The organism is Jejubacter calystegiae (assembly GCF_005671395.1).
Lineage (GTDB): Bacteria > Pseudomonadota > Gammaproteobacteria > Enterobacterales > Enterobacteriaceae > Jejubacter > Jejubacter calystegiae.
Window position 1 is genome coordinate 97,607 of the sequence record NZ_CP040428.1, and the last position, 20,097, is coordinate 117,703.

General features: G+C 59.5%; 13 protein-coding genes. 1 reads left to right on the forward strand and 12 read right to left on the reverse strand.

The genetic code is table 11. From position 1 onward, the window contains the following. Positions 1–79: 79 nt before the first annotated feature. Entirely contained in the window at positions 80–1,414 is a 1,335-nt protein-coding gene (argA, locus tag FEM41_RS00430) for an amino-acid N-acetyltransferase (protein WP_138093201.1), read from the forward strand. On the opposite strand, the gene recD is transcribed toward argA, so the two are convergent. The 12 genes from recD to rppH all read right to left on the reverse strand — a co-directional run bounded on the left by recD (position 1,404) and on the right by rppH (position 19,737). Continuing rightward, entirely contained in the window at positions 1,404–3,242 is a 1,839-nt protein-coding gene (gene recD / locus FEM41_RS00435) for an exodeoxyribonuclease V subunit alpha (protein ID WP_138093204.1), read from the reverse strand. The two genes, argA and recD, sit on opposite strands and share 11 nt — an antisense overlap. Continuing rightward, positions 3,239–6,775, reverse strand: a complete 3,537-nt coding sequence (gene recB / locus FEM41_RS00440) for an exodeoxyribonuclease V subunit beta (RefSeq protein WP_138093207.1) — start codon at positions 6,773–6,775, stop codon at positions 3,239–3,241. The genes recD and recB overlap by 4 nt, the downstream gene beginning before the upstream one ends. After that, positions 6,772–9,663, reverse strand: a complete 2,892-nt coding sequence (ptrA, locus tag FEM41_RS00445) for a pitrilysin (protein ID WP_138093210.1) — start codon at positions 9,661–9,663, stop codon at positions 6,772–6,774. The genes recB and ptrA overlap by 4 nt, the downstream gene beginning before the upstream one ends. Before the next feature lie 125 nt (positions 9,664–9,788). Then, positions 9,789–13,163, reverse strand: a complete 3,375-nt coding sequence (gene recC, locus FEM41_RS00450; protein WP_138093213.1) for an exodeoxyribonuclease V subunit gamma — start codon at positions 13,161–13,163, stop codon at positions 9,789–9,791. 30 nt (positions 13,164–13,193) lie between these two features. Further along, complete coding sequence (locus tag FEM41_RS00455) at positions 13,194–13,550, reverse strand: prepilin-type N-terminal cleavage/methylation domain-containing protein (RefSeq protein WP_138093216.1); 357 nt, start codon at positions 13,548–13,550, stop codon at positions 13,194–13,196. After that, positions 13,547–13,960, reverse strand: a complete 414-nt coding sequence (locus tag FEM41_RS00460) for a DUF2509 family protein (protein WP_138093219.1) — start codon at positions 13,958–13,960, stop codon at positions 13,547–13,549. The genes FEM41_RS00455 and FEM41_RS00460 overlap by 4 nt, the downstream gene beginning before the upstream one ends. After that, positions 13,957–14,478: a prepilin peptidase-dependent protein gene (locus FEM41_RS00465; protein ID WP_138093223.1), complete on the reverse strand. Its 522-nt coding sequence runs from the start codon at positions 14,476–14,478 to the stop codon at positions 13,957–13,959. Before FEM41_RS00465 ends, FEM41_RS00460 begins: the two co-directional genes overlap by 4 nt. Then, entirely contained in the window at positions 14,469–14,930 is a 462-nt protein-coding gene (locus FEM41_RS00470; protein ID WP_138093226.1) for a prepilin-type N-terminal cleavage/methylation domain-containing protein, read from the reverse strand. Before FEM41_RS00470 ends, FEM41_RS00465 begins: the two co-directional genes overlap by 10 nt. Before the next feature lie 194 nt (positions 14,931–15,124). Further along, positions 15,125–15,919 carry a thymidylate synthase gene (gene thyA, locus FEM41_RS00475; protein ID WP_138093229.1) on the reverse strand — a complete coding sequence of 265 codons (795 nt, stop codon included), beginning with the start codon at positions 15,917–15,919 and terminating at the stop codon, positions 15,125–15,127. Between the two features lie 6 nt (positions 15,920–15,925). Further along, positions 15,926–16,798: a prolipoprotein diacylglyceryl transferase gene (gene lgt, locus FEM41_RS00480; RefSeq protein WP_138093232.1), complete on the reverse strand. Its 873-nt coding sequence runs from the start codon at positions 16,796–16,798 to the stop codon at positions 15,926–15,928. A 149-nt stretch (positions 16,799–16,947) separates the two neighbouring features. Continuing rightward, the gene (gene ptsP, locus FEM41_RS00485; protein ID WP_138093235.1) at positions 16,948–19,194 is read right to left on the reverse strand and encodes a phosphoenolpyruvate--protein phosphotransferase; all 2,247 of its coding nucleotides are present in this window, start codon (positions 19,192–19,194) and stop codon (positions 16,948–16,950) included. A gap of 12 nt (positions 19,195–19,206) precedes the next feature. Then, on the reverse strand, positions 19,207–19,737 hold the full coding sequence (gene rppH / locus FEM41_RS00490) for an RNA pyrophosphohydrolase (protein ID WP_138093238.1): 531 nt from the start codon (positions 19,735–19,737) through the stop codon (positions 19,207–19,209). Positions 19,738–20,097 lie beyond the last annotated feature (360 nt).

Below are 20,097 nucleotides of genomic sequence, written 5' to 3' on the forward strand. Positions count from 1 at the left end.
TAAATTTCCCCTTGCGCCCACCTCAATAAAAGAATAAAAATACACTTATTACGAATAATAATTCACTGAGGATCGTGCCGTGGTAAAGGAGCGCAAGACAGAACTGGTTCAGGGTTTTCGGCATTCCGTCCCCTGGATCAACGCCCATCGCGGGAAAACGTTTGTCATTATGCTGGGTGGAGAAGCCATCGAGCACGAGAATTTTTCCAGTATTGTTAATGACATAGGTCTGTTACATAGCCTGGGAATTCGCCTGGTGGTGGTCTATGGCGCCCGCCCGCAGATAGACGCCAACCTGGCCGCCCACCACTGTGAGCCGGTCTACCACAAGCACACCCGGGTGACGGACGCCAAAGCGCTGGAACTGGTTAAACAGGCGGCGGGCCTGCTGCAACTGGAGATCACCGCCCGGCTGTCGATGAGCCTTAACAATACGCCGCTCCAGGGCGCGCATATTAACGTGGTCAGCGGTAACTTTATTACCGCACAGCCGCTGGGCGTAGACGACGGCGTGGATTATTGCCACAGCGGGCGCATTCGTCGTATCGACGCCGAGAGCATCCACCGTCAGCTCGATAGCGGCGCCATCGTGGTGATGGGGCCGGTCGCCGTCTCCGTCACTGGCGAAAGCTTTAACCTGACCTCAGAAGAGATCGCCACCCAGGTAGCGGTAAAGCTGAAGGCCGAAAAAATGATCGGTTTCTGCTCTTCCCAGGGAGTCAACAACGGTGAAGGCGGCATTCTGTCGGAGCTGTTTCCGGCCGAGGCCCAACAGCGGGTCGAAGAGATGGAAGCCAAAGGCGATTATCACTCCGGCACCGTCCGTTTTCTGCGCGGCGCCCTGAAGGCCTGCCGTAGCGGGGTACGGCGCTGTCACCTGATGAGCTATCGCGAAGACGGGGCGCTGTTGCAGGAGCTATTCTCACGGGATGGTATCGGCACCCAGATTGTGATGGAAAGCGCCGAGCAGGTAAGGCGCGCCACTATTAACGATATCGGCGGTATTCTGGAGCTGATTCGCCCGCTGGAGCAGCAGGGCATCCTGGTGCGCCGCTCCCGTGAACAGCTGGAGATGGAGATCGACAAATTCACCATCGTCCAGCGCGATAACCTGACCATCGCCTGCGCCGCCCTCTATCCGTTCCCGGAAGAGCAGATTGGCGAAATGGCCTGCGTGGCGGTTCACCCGGACTACCGTAGCTCATCACGGGGCGAAGAGCTGCTCAAGCGCATCGCCACCCAGGCGCGTCAGATGGGGCTGAACCGGCTGTTCGTGCTGACCACCCACAGCATCCACTGGTTCCAGGAGCGCGGCTTTATTCCGGTGGATGTCGAACTACTGCCGGAAAGCAAAAAGCAGATGTACAACTACCAGCGCCGCTCCAAAGTGTTAATGGTGGAGCTTAATCAGTAAAGAGCGCGGGCAGGCCGCTACGCCGTTCAGTACCGGTGATAATGGCCTGCTCCAGCACGCTATCTCGTCCCCAGATAGTCAACCGCCGCTTCGCCCGGGTAATGGCGGTGTAGACCAGTTCCCGGGTCACCAGCGCCACAAAGCGCGATGGCAGCACCAGCGCCGCGTGATCGAACTCCGAACCCTGGGATTTATGTACCGTCATTGCCCATGCGGTTTCATGGGCCGGTAGACGGCTGGGCTGCACCGATTTCACGCTGCCGTCCGGCATGGGAAACCAGACCCGAATCCCCTCGTCGCCCTCAAGGGCAATACCGATATCGCCGTTAAACAGCTCCAGTGCGCTGTCGTTGCGGGAAATCATCACCGGTCGCCCGTGATACCAGCGGGAGCCACTCTGCGGGCGCGCCAGCGCACCGCGCCGCATCAGAACCTGCTCCAGCCGTTCGTTCAGACCGCGCACGCCAAACGGCCCTTCGCGCAGGGCGCACAATAGCCGGTATTCGCTAAACGCCCCAATCAGCGCTTCCGGCGCAGCGTCGGCATTGCGTAACAGCGACAGATAACGGGCATAGCCCTCCCGGGCGCCCGCCAGCATCCGGGCATATTCATCCAGGTTGCCTAGCGGCCAGAACCTGACATCCTCAAAGCCTTCGCCCAGTACGCCACGCGCCGCCGCTTTGTCGCTACGGTTAACCGCAGCGGCCAGACGTCCAATACCGGAATCATGGCCGAAGCGGTAACTTTTACGCAGCAGGCACAGACTGTCGCGCAACGCCTCAGCACCCGATTTCTCGCTACCCGGTACCGGACAGCCGGTCAGTTGCGTCAGCTCCCGGGCCCGCTCGGCGCTATAGCCATCGCCGATAAAATGGCAGATATCGCCCAGCACAGCCCCGGCTTCCACCGAAGCCAGCTGGTCGCGATCGCCCAGGAAGATGACCCGGGCATGATGCGGCAGAGCCGCCACCAGCCGCGCCATCATCGGCAGATCCACCATTGATGCTTCATCCACTACCAGCACGTCCAGATGCAGCGGGTTATCGGCATGGTAGCGTAACCGCTGACTGCCAGGCTGAGCGCCCAGCAGCCGGTGCAGAGTACCTGCCTCTTCAGGCAACAGCGCCTGCTGCTCTGGTGTTAGCGCCAACTGACGCAGGGCATTGCCCAGCGATTCGGTCAGACGCGCCGCCGCTTTACCGGTTGGCGCCGCCAGCCGGATACGCGGCCTTTTAGCCTCTTCCAGCCGTATCAGCGCCGCCAGCAGTTTTGCCACCGTGGTGGTCTTACCGGTGCCAGGACCGCCGGAAATCACCGAAACCCGGCGGGTGAGCGCCACTGCCGCGGCCACTTTCTGCCAGTCGGTCTCCTGAGTAGCGCTGCCAAACAGGGAGTCCAGCACCGCGCGCAACTGTGACGCATCCTGGGAGACCACCCGGTTTCCGTCATGAAAAAAGCGCGCCACCGACTGCTCGTCCTGCCACATTCGGTTCAGATAGAGGCGATCGCCTACCAGTTTCAGGGGCGTTGCCGCATCGTCTTCACTGACTGCGGCAGAGGCCAGCAGCGCCTGACGCCAGTCGTCAGGATGACCTGCCGCAGTAAACAGCGCCTGCGCCAGTGACTCATGGCGCGCCTCAAAGCTGAGCTCTGGCCGCAGCCGGGAAAGCGGCAAACAGACATGCCCTTCCCCTGCGTCGCGGCTCAGCAGCGCCGCCGCCAGCGTTGCCGCCGCGTCATCCCCCACCAGAGTCAGTGCGAAACGGGCATCCAGCGGGCGCAGTAGCTTCAGCTCCACCGCCTGCCCGAACAGTTCCTGCAACGTCATGATGCCTCCTGCCCGGAAAAGAGCGCATCCAGCCCCGCCACCAGCGCCGGATCAGGCCGGGTAGTGAAGATGCCCTGCTGTGAATTGCCCGGCTCAACGCCGCGCAGAAACAGATAGATGACGCCGCCAAAATGACGTTCATAATCATAATCCGCCAGCCGATGGCGCAGATAACGGTGCAACGCCAGGCTGTAGAGCTGATATTGCAGATCGTAGCGGTGTTCGCACATTGCCTTTTCCATCGCCTCGCGGGTATAAGCTTCGCTGCCTTCCCCCAGCCAGTTCGATTTATAGTCCAGCAGGTAATAGCGCCCACGCCAGCGGAATACCAGGTCGATAAACCCCTTCAGCATGCCGCGAATCTGCTGGAACTGCAGTTCCGGGCAGCGCGCCGACAGCGGATCGTAGCGGTGGGCCAGCGCATCCAGCTTATCAGGCGTCAGAGCCGCGCTAATCGGCAGGTAAAATTCCAGCTCCACCTGACGCTCACGGGCAGAAAGCTGATTCAGACTGACGCCGTCATCACCGAGCGGCACGGCCAGAATCTGTTCCAGCCACGGAGCCAGTACCGGCTGCCACGCTTCGTCGTAGCCGCCGAGCTGTAACTGCTCACCAAGCCAGTCCGGATCCACCGGTTGGGTAAAATCCAGCTGTTCGAACAGGCCATGCAGGAAGGTTCCCGGCGAAGCGCCTCGCGGGAAGTGATGGGGAGTAAGTAATGGCTCACTGCTCTGTTCCGCGCTGCCTGAAGCATCCACATCCAGGCGCGGCATCAGATCCTGAGCGATGCCGCCGCCGTGGCGGGTCAGCCCGGAATAGCTGGTCACCCGCCAGGGTTCACGCCTGGCACGAGTGGCCTCTCTTGCCGCCAGTTCGCGCGCAGCGGGGGCGTTCGGCTGCCATGGCCGTTCATCGTCCATCGCCAGCTCCCGAAGCTGAATATCGTCGCTGCACAGATTTTCCAGCGCCTGGCGCAGCCCCGCTGCGTCGCAGGGAGTAGCGCGCTGAATCAACCAGCCGATAGCGCTAAGGTGCAGGTCGGAATCGCCTTTCTTCGTTCTGCCCCGCAGATAGAGCGGCGCGATACCGATGCTACAGTGCCAGATGGCGCGGGTCAGGGCCACATAGAGCAGGCGCAGATCCTCCGCCAGCCGCTCCTCTTCCGCCAGTTCCAGCCCCTGTTTATCGTCGCTCAGATCCAGCAGCGTCTGGAAGCTGTCGCGATCGTGCCACAGCGCCTGTTTCTGGGGGCGGAACGAGGCGATAAAGGGCAGCCAGACCAGGGAATATTCCAGCCCTTTCGATTTGTGGATGGTGACAATCTGCACCAGATGGCGATCGCTCTCCAGCCGGAGCTGCTGGCTGGCGGCATTGTTATCCGGGGCTTCGATATGCTGCGCCAGCCAGCGCACCAGGGCATGTTCGCTGTCGAGGCGGGCTGAGGCTTCCTGCAACAGTTCACTCAGGTGCAGCAGATCGGTCAGGCGCCGCTCGCCGCCGGGGGAAGCCAGCAGGTTTTCCGCCAGCCCGCGCTTAGCCATCATGGCGCGAATCATCGGCATCACCCCGCGTCGTAACCAGAGCTGGCGATATTCATCAAACTCTTCCACCAGCCGGTCCCAGGCCCGTTCGTCCTGGTTCATGGCATCGATGGCGGCGGCATCCAGCCCCAGGATACTGGTCGCCATGGCGCTGCGCAGTGCGCTCTCCTGGCCCGGTGCCAGCACCGCCTGCAACAGCCAGTGTAGTTCGCGCGCTTCGGGGGTGACGAACACGCTGTCGCGGTTTGAAAGATAGACCGAAGGAATATTCAGCGCCGCCAGCGCCTCCCGGACAATAGCCGCCTCGTTGCGGCTACGTACCAGCACGGTAATATCCTGGGCTTCAACCGGGCGCGAGCGCTCCCCGCGCCACAGCAGCGCGTCACCATTTTGCCCTGCCGTTAGCCAGTCGCGAATCTGGATCGCACACTGGCGGGCCATTGTCTGTTGGTAATCACTTACTCCACAGCCATCGCCAGGCTGGAGCCAGACCGACATGGCCGGGCTCACCTCGCCATTCAGGGTAAAGCGCATTTGCCCATTGGGCGGCGCCGCATTGACCGGCTGAAACGGAATCTGACGAAACAGAAAGGCGTTTTCCTGGTGGGCGAACAGGCGGTTGACGCTTTCGACCATTCCCGGCGACGAGCGCCAGTTGGTGTCCAGCGTATAGTGGGCGCTCACCTCGGAGCGGGCGCGCATATAGGTAAAAATATCCGCGCCGCGAAAGGCATAGATAGCCTGCTTGGGATCGCCTATCAGCAGCAGTCCGGTTTCCTGCTGCCCAAGCCAGATGCGGCGGAAGATACGATACTGCTGGGGGTCGGTATCCTGAAATTCATCGATCATCGCCACCGGAAAGCGGCGACGGATGGCTTCCGCCAGCGCATCTCCCCCCGGCTGGCTCAGGGCGGCATCCAGCCGACTCAACATATCGTCAAAGCCCAGCTCGCCCCGCCGCTGCTTTTCACGCGCCACGGTCTGGCGAATCTCCGCCAGCGCCCGGGCAATCACCAGATCGCGCAGACCCGGCGGCTCATCCAGTAGCGCCTCGATGGCGCTAAACAGCGGATGACGCGGCGGCTCGCCCTTTTTGGTCTTTTCATCAAGAAAGCGCTGGCTGAATTTTTCCAGCGCTTCCGGCAATTGATAGCCGTGGGTTGGCTCGTCGGCCCACTCCCCCACCCCCTCAAGCCAGCGCGGCAGGTTACGGCTGCTGAAACTGCGCTTATCCACGCCGGAATCGCCAATAAGCGCCGCCAGCCCGGGGGCCGCTTCCCGCCACTGCGCTTTTACCGCGTCGATACGCGCCAGATTGCGCTGATGACGCTGTTCCAGGGTCTCATCCTCCTGGGGCGGACGTTTCAACTGCGGCGCCTCGCCCTGCAGCCAGCTGTCGATATCGTGCAACAGCGCCAGCGGGCCGGACCACTGCACGCTAATCGCCTGGGCCACAGGCCTGGATAGCGGATAGCAGTGGCGGCGCCAGAAATCGGCGCACGCCTGCTGACGCAGCACGCTCTCATCTTCCAGTAGCTGTTGTTCAAACAGCATACCGGACTCGAAAGCATTCAGGCTAAGCATGCGCTGGCAGAAACCGTGGATGGTAAAAACCGAGGCTTCATCCATCTGACGCTCAGCAAAGCGCAAAATATCGGCGGCCCGGGCAGGTTCGGGGATCTCCGCCAGCAGACGGCTTAGCAGGGGATCGTCGCTTTCCCCACGCACGCAGGCGATACGCAGGTCGTGAATACGGGCGCGAATACGGCCCCGCAGTTCGGCGGTGGCCGCTTCGGTGAAGGTCACTACCAGCAGCTCTTCCACGCCGAGCGGCCTGGGAAAGGCAGCTTCCCCTCCCAGGCCGAGCAACAGGCGCAGATAGAGCGCCGCAATGGTGTAGGTTTTACCGGTGCCCGCCGAAGCCTCGATCAGCCGCTCACCCGTGAGCGGCAACCGTAGGGGATCAAGGGGCTGCGCGGCGATATCGGTCATGGTTTATCACTTACCAACGGAAAGGTTTTTTGCAACTTGTGGATATCCGATTCACGCTCCCAGCCTTCAGGACTGGCGTAGTCCGCTTTGCCCTGCGAACCGGCAATCTGCGACAGCAGTGCTACGCCGCTGTGCTCCATCACCGCCTGGCGGTAAAAGTCGGCCAGCTGTTGTGGCGTGAGCTTACGGATTTCGTCCACCACTTTGCGGCGCGAGTCGAAATTCATATTGCCGCGGTCAAAGTCCTTGCTCAGGCGTGTCGCCTCTTCATTCAGCGTCTGGGGCGCCTGCATAAACTGGTTGATCACGCCCTGCTTAATCTGTGCGAACTCGGCGGGCGGCATCTTACGCAGTCGCTGCTCCACCCCCTGGAAGAAAGCGCCGTAACGCTGCCACAGGGCCGCAGGCTGGCGATCGCTGCTTTGCAGCAGGAAGCCGATGCCCCACTGACGCCCCACCGACATCGGGAAGGCAAACACCGCATAGCCCAGTTGCTCATTGGTACGCAACTGATTATAGAACCAGGGCTGGATAATCTGCGCCAGCATGCTGCTCATGGCGCCGCTGGTCTCTTCACTGTAGCCCGTCGGCACAAACAGGGCCGCCAGCGCCGAGTCAGTGCTGCTGCCCGCCTTCTCAATCAGTATGCGGCGGGCTTTATCCACTAGCACGTCCCGGGAGCGACACCATTCGCTGCCCTGAGTGCCCAATTGCTCGCGCAGCTGCTTCCCAAGCTCAGCAGCCTTCTGAGGCGCCATATTGCCCAGCACCAGCAGCTCTGGTAACGCGTTGCGCCGCAGGTTGTCGCGATAGCTTAATACATCCTTCAGGGTAATCTCCGGCAGTTGTGCCCGACGGTCGGCACGCTGAAAATAAGGTACCTGCGACAGCATCTGAACTGGCATAATCGCCTGTTCATAGGCTTTGCCCTTCTCGGCGGAATCCAGCATCCGGGTGTACCAGGACTTAGCCTGCTCCAGTTGCTCCTGAGTCGGGATATAGCTGAAGTAGCCCTTCATCAATTCGCTCAGTAGCTGAGGCAAACGCTGGGTATAACCGTTGGCGTTGACCATCAGCCCGCTGTTGGCGTTGGTCGAAAAAGAGATACCGCCCACTGCCGCCTGGCCTGCCAGTTCGTCGAGCGCCAGCCCTGCCAGATAATCATTCAGAGCAAACAGCACCTGATTTTTGGCGCTGTCCATTGCCTGCGGGTTACGCAGCACCAGCGTCAGATCGGCCCGGGGTTCATCAGCGAAATTCGCGCTGGGCATATAGAGCACCCGCAATCCCGGATCCTGCACCAGCAGTTCAGGGTGTGGGTACTTTTTCTCTGGCTTAATCAGCGTGAAGTCATCCGGAATGTAGGGATTGAGCGCGGGCAGATTCAGACTGATTTTCTGCCCCTCGTCGCGCCATGTATTCAGGGTCTGCGGCGTGATCTTATCGACCTGGTAAGGCGCATTCACGAAGTAGGCCGTCTTGTTGTGCGGTTCATCAGGGCTGATATACCAGACCCGGGCGTTTTGCGGCGTCATCATCGCCAGACGGGCTTTAATAGCCTTAGGGTCGTAGCGGTCGGCGATATTAGAGGCATCCAGCACGTGCGCCATCGGTACCCGCAGCATGGTATCCGCCAGCCACTCTACGTAGTCCATATCCCGGGTCAGCGTGGGATAGCGGAAGTCGAGATCCAGCACGTGGGCCAGTTCGTCGAAGTAGCGTTTATCCACCCCCTTTTCCCGCAGTAGCTTAAGATAGCTAAAGATAGCCGCTACGACTTTGTCACGCTGAGCCAGACCTTTATCCGTCAGCGATACCGAGATGGCGAATACCCCGCCGTTGCCGCTCACCATAGGATCGGAGCTGGCATTCACCCCTTCGGCCAGCCCCTGCTTCTGCAGCCAGTCAGAGAGCGTGTCGGCGCTACGGTTACCAATCAGATAACCGATCAGCTCATCGCTTTTGCTGCGGAACTGCGCGCTGTTGTTATCGATACGGAATTCGACGCGCAGCAGTTTACGCGGTAGCGCAGGCACATAGTGAATAATCAACCCTTTCTGGGCATCGGTAACGACGGGAACATCAATTTCCGGCTTCTGAACGTGGCGATTTTCCACTCGCCCATAAGTCTCGGCGGCAATCGAGGCCAGTTCCGGCAGCGGCTTATTGCCGTAAATGACCGCCTTCATCAGATTGGCGGAGTACCAGCGATCCCGGAAGGACACCAGCGCATCCTGGAGCTTACTGCCGGGTTTATCGCTCAGCGTTTCCAGGTTACCGCCGGAAAAGCGGGAGCCCGGGTGTGCCGGGTTAATGGTTTCGGCACTGACCTGCGCCATACGCATTCCGTCACGGGAGCGGGCCAGGGTCAGCTCGGCATTGACGGCATTACGTTCACGCTGGGCATATTCCGGTGAAAGCAGCGGTTCGGCAATGGCGTCCGCCAGCCTGTCCACCGCTGGCGCCAGCGCATCGTTTTCCACCTCCAGGTAGAAAGCGGTGCGATAAGGCGCGGTACTGGCATTATGGCTGCCGCCGTGCATTTTCAGGAATTCGGAAAGACCGTCCGGGCTGGGGTACTTTTTCGACCCCATCAGGATCATATGTTCCAGATAGTGAGCCAGCCCCTGATGCTCATCAGGATCCTGAAGCGACCCTACCGGCACTACCAGCGCTGACAGCGACTTCACCGCTTTGGGATCGGACACCAGCAGCACTTCCATACCATTATTAAGGCGAACGGCCTGGTACTGACGGGGGTCTTTCTCGCTTTTACGGACAGTCTCCTTTAGAGGTTGCCAGCCCGTGTCTGCCTGACTCAGTGGTGCCCACAGGGCAATGAAAACAAACAAGAAATAGGTGGTAAACCAGGTGCTGCATTTAGGCATTCACGAACCTCACTATCTAACCTCCTGATATATCATCACGAACGGCTTCCGGCTTTGATGATTGTTATACCCTTACGGCGAGCGCATCATAAAGCAACTCGCCATGGTGAGCAATTTTTATACAATCACGCATCGCGATGATAGCGAAATAGCGGTAGCAGCCAGCGCTGCGCTTCACCGATTATCGCATCATAGTACGCATTATCCAGCGTGCGCCACAGCCGCTGTAGCCAGATATCCTGACCTTCTCCCTGCACAACCTGGTTCCCTTCCCAGGCCTGCTGCAGTTTGGTGCGCGCCTTGCGCTGCGTTTCTTCATCCCACAGAATAATATCCTGATGCGAATCGTAACAGGCTTTCAGCCAGGCACCGCCGCTGGCAGGCAGCAGAATAAGCGGCTGCGACAGCCCCTGCTGATAACCCGCCACCAGTTCACGCAATAGCTCGCGGGCCTGTTCTGGCTCCAGCGCCGGGAAGCGCCACTGGCTATCATTACGACCGTACAGACGACTTTCCCCGCAGCCAGAGCTGGAGCACCACACCAGATGCTCCAGCCAGAGCTGCATACCGTGCCCTACCTGAAGCTGGGAAGGCCGCCAGCGCAGCAGGCCGTCCGGCTGAGTGTCCGGCAGCCAGCCGGTCAGATGCACGTCGCCAAGCATCAAATCAATCTCCTGGCTCTCTCCCGGCTGACGCTCTTCCACCACCCGCTGTGCCAGCGGTTGCATCTCCTCCAACTGGTTTTCCCACCATATATCGCCAAAGGCGCCGTAAGGTAGCTCACCCGCGGCCCGATAACGGCGGTAGAGGCGCTGGGGATCTTCCTGACGCACAAGGGTATTCAGCAATTGCTGATTAACCCGAAAACGCTCCAGGGCATCCAGGGTAAAGGGTTCAGCATCTGGCAGCTCGGTCTCCTCGACGGCGAAACTGACTCTCAGACGCATCTGAAAGAAAGCCCGTACCGGATGGCGCCAGAAACGCTGGAGCTGTTCGAAGGAAAGTGCGGTCAGCGGCTGTTCGGCAATCGGCTGGATAAAATCGGCGTGCGCTTCACCCCGCTCGCTGGCCGCAGGCAACCATTCCCGGGCATAACTCTGACGTTCATCCCCCGGCAGATAGCTTTGGGCATCAAAGGGCGTGCGCGGATGTTGCCAGCAGATATGCGCTTTCACCCGACGAGCGCTTTCGTCACTGTTACAGATTTCATCCCCCGGCAGATAGTGACTGTGAGAAATGTAGTTCACCAGCTCATCCACCAGCACCGAAGGGAAACGCTCGCTGTTATCCTGCACCGAGCGGCCAATGTAGCTGATATAAAGCTGCTGCTGGGCAGAGAGTAGCGCTTCCAGAAACAAATAACGGTCGTCGTCACGGCGGCTGCGATCGCCACGCACTGGTTTTTCGCTCATCAGATCGAAACCCAGGGGTGAAAGCGTGCGGGGATAAACGCCATCGTTCATACCCAGCAAGCAGACAACTTTAAAAGGGATGGAGCGCATTGGCATCAGGGTACAGAAGTTAACCGGTCCTGCCAGGAAGCGCTGACTGATACGCTCCTGATCGAGCCGCCGCGCCAGTTCGTCGCGCAACAGCGTCAGGGGCACGCTATCCTGGTAGTCGGCCTCTATCCCCTGGCTAATCACCCCCTGCCACTGCTGTTCGATCAGCGCCAGCGCCGCTTCCGTCTCGGCATCCGCCTGGAAAAAAGCGTTCAGCATTTCCCGGCAGACCGGTAGCCATTCGTTCAACGCCCGGGGTTGTGCCAGCTGATTGCGCCATTCGCTTAGTTGAGCCAGCAGATCCGCCAGGTGCCCGACCAGACCGGCAATCAGCCCGCTGGATTCATCATAGGGCAGCAGCGACTGCCACTCACCGGCGCTACTCGACATGGCATAGCCCAGCAGCATGCGCGTGAGTCCGAAACGCCAGGTGTGCTGTCCGGTGGCCGGCAGCTCAAATTCCCGGACGTTATCGTCGTCCATCCCCCAGCGCACGCCGGATTCGCTGACCCACTGGCGCAGGTAGCGCAACCCCTCTTCATCAATAGCAAAGCGGGCAGCCAGCGCGGGCACCTCCAGCAGTGAGAGCACATCCTCAGAGGTAAAGCGACTATCCGGCAGAGCCAGTAATGCCAGGAAGGCCTGAATAGCCGGGTGTGCCTCTCTGGCCCGTCGGTCAGAGATGGCGAAAGGCAGCCGTCGTTCTTCGCTGGCACTGCCAAATACCGCCTGGATAAAGGGACTGTAGCTGTCGATATCCGCCACCATCACGATAATGTCGCGGGGCGTCAGGGCAGGATCGGCTTCCATCATGGCCAGCAGGCGATCGTGCAGCACCTCGACTTCCCGCTGGGCGCTATGGCAAAGATGGACCGTAACGCTGCGATCCTGAGAATCGAGCAGCCGTTTATTATCGCTGCGCGCGTATTCCTGTTCATTCAGCCCCACGACCTCGTGATTTTCCAGAGTCAGCATATCGGCCTGTAGCCGGTGCAGCAGCGTATCTGGCGGCACGTCGGCAAAGGCGTCTATCTCCGCCGTCTGTTCCAGATCCGATAACAGGAAGCTGTAGTCACGCCCCAGCTTGCCCCAGGAGGCGAGCAGCGGGTTAGGCAGCATCTGTTCGCCATCCTCGTTAAACAGCCCTGCCGCCTGGTCCGTGTCGCGAAACAGCGGCAGACTCTGCTGGCTGCCGTGAACCCGGCGGCGACGGCTCAACTGTCGGGCCAGGAAGGCGGGATCTTTAATATCGCCCCAGTAATAGCGACAGGGGTTAGTAAACAGCAGATGGACGTCGATATGGCGCCCCAGCGCCTGTAGCGCCTGGAGGTAAACCGGCGGCAGCGCCGAGATGCCACAGATGAAGATACGCGACGGCAACCCCGGCGGGCAGTTGTCACTCTCTTCAAGGGTGCGGATAAAGCGGCGATAGAGATTAGCGCGATGCCAGGGCGCCTGACCCAGTTTCGCGGTCAGTTCTACCAGCCCGCGCCACAGCGGCGCCTGCCACCCCTGAACGGCGCTCAGTCCTTCCACCTGTTCGCCGCGCTCCCAGGTCAGCAACCACTCCGGGCGATAGACCAGATACTGGTCAAACAGATCCGCCACCCGGCTTGCCAACTGGAACAGCTTACGGCGGTCATTATCCTCAGCCAGATAGTGGCGCAGAGCTTCAAATTCCGGCTGCTCAAGCAGTGATGGCAGCAGGCTCATCAGCTTCCAGCTCATGGCGCTTTTACTGAAGGCGCTCTCCTCAGGAATGCCGGGCAGCACCTGCACAAACATCTGCCAGATAAAGCTGGAAGGCAGCGGAAAGTTGATATTGGCGGCAATACCAAAGCGTTCGGCAAGAGTCATTTGCAGCCACTGGGCCATACCGACGCTCTGCACCAGTACCACCTCGGACTCAAAGGGATCCGCCAGCGGCTGGCGCTCCACAATAAACTCCATGATCTCTTCCAGCACATCCAGCCGGTTAGAGTGGTAGACCCGTAGCATAAAGACTCCTGCACAACTTCAAAATGTCCCTCACCCCTCTCCCCTAAGGGGAGAGGGGGAATTCAGGGCAGAACCGGTATTAAAACCCGGGCAGTGAAGGCGTGAAAGCCGCGTATTGCCGCCCGTAGCGCCGCTAATCATAACCCAGATGCTGACACATCCCTCTTTTATTGTCTCGCCTCTTATAACGCCAGGAACGGTGGATGCTGGCGCCTGAACCTCGAGCAGGCGTTCAGCTTCGCGCCAGCGTAGCAGCATCTGGTGCTGCTCGCGCAGACCCAGCATCAGCGAGCGCTGCCAGCCCAGCAGACCACTTAACGCCAGGCTAAACAGCACCAGCGCCACCAGCGTTTCCACCAGACTAAAGCCGGAATTTCTTCGCGTCATGGCAGCTCACACCCCCCATCTGCCAGCGGACAGAAGTCGCTCCAGCCCCGGGGCTGCGCCCGTATCCGCTCCGCCGTTATCGTGCCCCACTGCCAGTAGCGCATCGTTTCTGTACTATCCAGGCCCATCAGAACGACTTCATCGCTGGCAGTGGTACGCAGGCAAGCCCTCCCCTGGTCCGGTGCCTCCCGGCACTGCCACGTGGGGGTCGGCGCCCAGGTTTGCCGCATTCCCCATGCCAGCGCCGAATGCGCCCTGCTGCTCATCTGAATGCGCTGAATTTCCAGCGCCAGAATGGGCTGGCGCAGCCGATGATGTAACCCCAGCCCCCGCAGCAGCAACGTGCCTAACGCCAGGGTCATCAGCACCATAAGCAGCGCCGAACCACGCTGGCGCCGCCTCCGGTTCACAGGTTAAACCCGCTGACGGCATAGCGGGCGACAAACGGCTCCCCTGGACCGGCAGCCTGGCCGGTAATTTCCACCACCCACAGCGGCGCCAGCTCAGAGCGCACCACCCGGCGTACCTGAAAATCTACAATCTTCAGTCGGCCGGGTTCCGTCATTTTTTCCCAGTGACTTCCGGCGCAGTCGGCAGCGCCACTCAAGGTTTCCAGGGAATCATTCCGCAGGCGGAATCCCTGAACGTCGCTACCCTGCCACTGTACCCGCAGACAACGCCCCTGCTCTGCCAGCCATAACCCAGGCCCCGAGCACTGACGCTGACAGTATCCCGCCCGCTGGATAGCCTTGCCCAGGGTAAACGCCAGCCGCCAGAGATCCTCCTGCTGCCACTGGCGCTGCACTTCATTCAGCGTCGCCAGGTAGAGCCCGGGCAACACCCGGGCCACGCCCAACCCAATCAGGCTGGCCAGCGCCATGGCGATCAGAAGCTCCGGTAAGGTAAAACCTCGTGGCATCACCGACATTTATCCTCCTCTGGCCTGCACAGCCTGATGCGCCCCCATACCGATACCACCACCTGCCAGCTCCCCGCTCCATTTTCCAGGGTCAGGTGCCCCGGCCGGGCGGTATTACGCAGGCCAAAAAAACCCGGTTCACCGGTTATCGAGGTCAGCCGGACATCCTCCCAGGGTACCGAAAAGCTAAACCGCCCTCCCCCGCAATGCAGCGTCGGTTCGCTGACCAGACACCAGCGCTCGCCGTTACGCAGCACCTGTAGCTTTCGCTCACGGTTAAAGGCACCGGCATCGTCACGCACCAGTTGTAGCCAGGCCCTCAGCAACTGAGCGCTATGCCACAGACGCTGACGCTGCTGCCAGCTATACCCGCTATACGTAGCCATACCGCTCAGCACCAGGGTCAGCGCAATGACCACCAACAGTTCAGGCAGCGTAAATCCCATTGACTTTCTGTTCATAGCGCCAGTCTGCCAACGGCGGAGAAAAGCGCCAGTGCGGGAATGTGACGCTGCGAGACAGCCCGGAACAAAGATGCGCAGATACACCAGCTTGCAGCCATCTACGAAGCTGACTCGCAAAATGTGCCCATAAAAAAACGCCAGCCGGGGGAATCACCGGCTGGCGTTATTGCGACTGGCTTTCTATCCGAAAATCAGATGGCGACAGGCGCCTTAATGGCAGGATGGGGATCGTAACCTTCGATCTCGAAGTCCTCGAAACGGTAGTCAAACAGCGAATCAGGCTTACGTTTGATGACCAGTTTCGGCAGCGGCCGCGGTTCGCGGGTCAGCTGCAGGCGGGTCTGCTCCAGATGATTGCTGTACAGATGGGTGTCGCCGCCGGTCCAGACGAAGTCGCCCACTTCCAGGTCGCACTGCTGCGCCATCATATGCACCAGCAGCGCATAGCTGGCGATATTAAACGGCAGTCCCAGGAAAATATCGCAGGAGCGCTGGTAGAGCTGGCAGGAGAGACGCCCGTCCGCCACATAGAACTGGAAGAAGGCGTGACACGGCGCCAGCGCCATCTGGTCCAGCTCCCCCACGTTCCAGGCGGAAACGATGATACGCCGAGAATCAGGATCGCTTTTCAGCTGTTCCATAACCCGGGAGATCTGGTCGATGGTCTGGCCGTTCGGCGCTCCCCAGGCGCGCCACTGCTTGCCGTATACCGGCCCCAGGTCGCCGTTTTCATCGGCCCATTCGTCCCAGATAGTGACCTTGTTGTCACGCAGATAGCCAACGTTGGTGTCGCCATTCAGGAACCAGAGCAGTTCGTGGATGATAGAGCGCAGGTGACAGCGCTTGGTGGTCACCAGCGGAAACCCTTGCTGGAGATCAAAGCGCATCTGGTGACCAAAGATAGAGAGCGTTCCCGTACCGGTTCGATCGTCCTTCGGCGTGCCCTCTTCCAGCACTTTTTTCATTAAATCAAGATACTGTTTCATACATCCTCACGAAATCTGCTTCTGCGGGCGGCGATACGCCCAGACCATCATCGCAATACCGGCCACGATCATCGGGATAGAGAGAATCTGCCCCATGCTGATGTACTGCACCCAGGCGCCGGTGAACTGCGCGTCCGGCTGGCGGAAAAATTCCACAATAATGCGGAACGCACCGTAGCCGATCAGGAACAGCCCGGAAACGGAGCCGGTGGGGCGCGGTTTGCGAATAAACAGGTTCAGGATGATGAACAGCACAATCCCTTCCAGCGCCATTTCGTAGAGCTGGGAAGCGTGGCGCGGCAGTACGCCATAGGTATTAAACAGCTGCTGCCATTCCGGATGGCTCGCCAGCAGGCCGATATCTTCTGAACGCGAGCCGGGAAACAGCATGGCGAAGCGGAAGTTGGGATCGACGCGGCCCCAGAGTTCACCGTTAATGAAGTTACCAAGGCGACCGGCGCCCAGACCGAAGGGGATCAGCGGCGCAATAAAATCAGAGACCTGGAAAAAGGTGCGTTTGGTGCGATGGGCGAAGATAAGCATCACGCAGATGACGCCAATCAGGCCACCGTGGAACGACATCCCGCCATCCCATACCCGGAACAGATAGAGCGGATCCTCAAGGAACAGCGGCAGGTTATAAAACAACACATAGCCGATGCGGCCGCCGAGGAACACGCCGACAAAGCCGGCATACAGCAGGTTTTCAACCTCGTTCTGGGTCCAACCGCTGTTCGGACGTTTGGCGCGGCGAACCGCAAGCCACATAGCGAAAACAAAACCCACCAGGTACATCAGACCATACCAGTGGAGCGAAACCGGTCCCACGGAGAAAATTACCGGATCGAAGTCGGGGAAACGCAGATAGCCACTATTCATCGGTCACCACAAAGCATTGTTGTCCCGCCGGTGTGGAAGGGGCGGGAAAATTAGCCGCGCGCCGTTCAGGCGCGCTCCCAAAGCCGCGAATCATACCACAAAGGCCGCGGGCGGTGCGGTCATGAAGATGTAAAAGAAACGTAATGGAATCAGCGTCCGCCGCGAATCAGACCGCCCAGACCGCGTCGCTCCATAAAAGACGCCACCTGATGGCGCACCTCTGTCGTTAACTGGGCCTCCAGACTGCGCTGCACCAGATTCTGCGCCTCTTCCAGATCGATACGTTTCAGCAGGTATTTCACCCTGGCGACGGAACGCCCATTCATCGACAGCGAGCGGTAACCCATGCCGACCAGCAGCGCCACACACATCGGATCGCCTGCCATTTCTCCACACACCCCGGGCTCGATACCAACCGCTAGCGCTTCCCGGGCTATCTGGGCCATGGCGCGCAACATTGCCGGATGCAGGCTGTCATACAGCGAAGCCACCCGGGTGTTGTTCCTGTCCACCGCCAGCAGATACTGGGTCAGATCGTTAGTCCCGACCGAGATAAAATCGACGCGCCCCACCAGCTGCGGCAGCAGATAGAGCATTGAGGGGACCTCGATCATCACTCCAATACGCAGCGCCGGCAGTGCATAGCCCAGCGTCTCTTCCACCTCCCGACCAGCGCGATCGATAAGCCTGCGCGCCTCGTCGATCTCGTCCAGGCTGGAGACCATCGGCAGCAGGATGCTGAGGTTGGCGGTGGCGGCATTGGCACGTAGCATGGCACGCACCTGGATCAGGAAGATCTCTGGCTGATCCAGGGTAATACGAATACCGCGCCATCCCAGGCAAGGGTTCTCTTCGCTGATGGGCATATAGGGCAGCTGTTTATCCGCCCCGACATCCAGGGTTCGCAGCGTCACCGGCTTATCGTGGAACATCTGCAACATGCCCTGATACTGGGCTACCTGCTCCTCTTCCGAAGGAAAGCCGCTCTGCAACATAAAGGGGATTTCGGTGCGGTACAGGCCAATACCATCAATCCAGGCGCCAAGCTTCTGTTCATGTTCAGGGCTAAGCCCGGCGTTAAGCATGACATGCACCCGTTCGCCGCTGGCAAGACAGGCTGGCTGCTCTACGCCATCTTCCGCCCGACGGCTCAGTTCGTTCTCTTCGCTTATCAGACGCTGGTATTCGGCAATCAGTACCGGTTCTGGATCCACCAGCACTTCACCGCGATAGCCGTCGACGATCAGCATGCGTTCGTGCAGGAAAGTTGGCTGGATATCAGCGCCCATCACCGTGGGGATCCCCAGGGCGCGTACCATAATAGCGGCGTGGGAGTTCGATGCCCCGTCGCGCACCACTACGCCGGCCAGACGATCCTGGGGTAGCTCCGCCAGGGTGGTGGCCGAAAGCTCGTCCGCTACCAGCACAAAGCGTTCAGGCCAGGTGTTGGGCCCCTGAATAGTATCGTCCAGGAAGAATAGTAGCCGCTGGCCCAGGGTACGCAGATCGCCCGCGCGCTCCTTCAGGTAACCTTCGCTCAGGGCGGAGAACTGCTCGACGAACTTTTCAATGACTGTTTTAACCGCCCATTCAGCCACCGAGCCTTTATCCACCTCTTCATACAGTTCGCGACGCAGACGTGGATCGGAAAGCAGGTGCGAGTAGAGATCGAAGATCGCCGCCGTCTCTTTCTGGGCCCCGCCGCTGAAGCGTTTGCTGTAGCGGCGGAATTCGGCCCCCGCCTCTTCCAGCGCTTCACCCAGGCGTTCCCGCTCCCGGGCGATATCCAGCGTAGAGGCCGCCGAAACCTGTTCAATCAGCGGCAGCGTGGTGTCCATCCACCCTTCTGCGACCGCCACGCCGGGAGCCGCGGGCAGTGCACGAATCCGCGCCTGGCGGTACTGGCCAAATAAAGAGGTAAGCTGGGACTGGGAAAGAATGGCGGCCATCTGCGTGGCCAGCGTGACCAGGAAGGACTCCTCGGTCTCGTTGAACTGGCGCAGCTCGCGCTGCTGCACCACCAGCACCCCCAGTAACTGGCGGCGCTGAATAATCGGCACCCCAAGGAAGGCGCGGAAACGCTCCTCCTTAACACCTGGCACATATTTAAAGCTCGGGTGCTTTGGGGCATCGGCCAGGTTTATGGGTTCCGCCAGCCTGCCCACCAGCCCCACAATGCCTTCATCAAAGGCCAGGGTGACTATCCGGCCGCGCGGCTTTTTCAGCCCGCGCGTTGCCATCAGGTAAAAGCAGTGGCGATCGCGATCGGCGAGGTAAACCGAGCAGACCTCGGTATTCATAGCCTGGCAGATGTCATTCACCAGTATTTCCAGCGCCTCGTTCAGGCGCGGGGCGCTGGCAACCTTTTCGACAATCTCTCGTAACTGAGTGAGCATACGGGGAGTGGCTTAACCTCTTTTTCTTCGCCATCCAGAGGAAGCGTTACGCTGCGGCGCCGCATCCTGTAAGGGCATTACAACGCCCGAGAACTCTTTCATCACGCGGCGATAGACATCGCGCTTGAATGAGACCACCTGGCGCACCGGATACCAATAGCTTACCCACCGCCAGCCATCGAACTCCGGCGTGCTGCTGGTTTGCATATTGATGTCGCTGTCATTGCTAATCAGTTGCAGAAGAAACCATTTTTGCTTCTGGCCGATACAAACCGGCTTTGTATCCCAACGCACCAAACGTTTCGGTAACTTGTAACGTAACCAGTTACGGGTAGAGGCAAGCAGCCGCACGTCTTTACGTTGCAGCCCCACCTCTTCGAACAGTTCCCGATACATCGCCTGTTCCGCGGACTCGCCAGGGTTAATTCCCCCCTGGGGAAACTGCCAGGAGTGCTGGCCAAAACGTCTGGCCCACATTACCTGCCCCTGCCGGTTACAGATCACGATACCCACATTCGGGCGGTAGCCATCGTCGTCGATCACTGGACTACCCCAAAATAAACCTGAATGCTGCGATTGTTTCATACTCCCGAAAGGCGGTAAACCACTCTATGTCAGGGACGCGACAGGTATAACAATTGAATAACTCACAGATAAGATCAAGGTTATAAACAGGCAGGGGCGATTCAGAGCGGTTTTATTCACTTTTTCTGTGGATATCACTGTGTAGAACTGGCTAATTAACACGGGAAAACTTATCCTGCCACTTAAGTTGCGCAAAGCGCACTGAATAATAAATGATTATATATCATGAAATTAAAACAACAAGACATGTCTGAATGACAGATTTAGTGACGATCGTCACACTCATGGCTCCCAGAGTGATGAAAGATCGAGCAGCGC

Excerpts from the sequence above, each read along its gene's own strand:
- ptrA (WP_138093210.1), bottom strand. The coding sequence starts at position 9,663 with ATGCCTAAATGCAGCACCTGGTTTACCACCTATTTCTTGTTTGTTTTC.
- FEM41_RS00470 (WP_138093226.1), bottom strand. The coding sequence starts at position 14,930 with ATGAACAGAAAGTCAATGGGATTTACGCTGCCTGAACTGTTGGTGGTC.
- recD (WP_138093204.1), bottom strand. The coding sequence starts at position 3,242 with ATGACGTTGCAGGAACTGTTCGGGCAGGCGGTGGAGCTGAAGCTACTG.
- ptsP (WP_138093235.1), bottom strand. The coding sequence starts at position 19,194 with ATGCTCACTCAGTTACGAGAGATTGTCGAAAAGGTTGCCAGCGCCCCG.
- FEM41_RS00455 (WP_138093216.1), bottom strand. The coding sequence starts at position 13,550 with ATGACGCGAAGAAATTCCGGCTTTAGTCTGGTGGAAACGCTGGTGGCG.
- thyA (WP_138093229.1), bottom strand. The coding sequence starts at position 15,919 with ATGAAACAGTATCTTGATTTAATGAAAAAAGTGCTGGAAGAGGGCACG.
- recB (WP_138093207.1), bottom strand. The coding sequence starts at position 6,775 with ATGACCGATATCGCCGCGCAGCCCCTTGATCCCCTACGGTTGCCGCTC.
- lgt (WP_138093232.1), bottom strand. The coding sequence starts at position 16,798 with ATGAATAGTGGCTATCTGCGTTTCCCCGACTTCGATCCGGTAATTTTC.
- FEM41_RS00465 (WP_138093223.1), bottom strand. The coding sequence starts at position 14,478 with ATGTCGGTGATGCCACGAGGTTTTACCTTACCGGAGCTTCTGATCGCC.
- recC (WP_138093213.1), bottom strand. The coding sequence starts at position 13,163 with ATGCTACGGGTCTACCACTCTAACCGGCTGGATGTGCTGGAAGAGATC.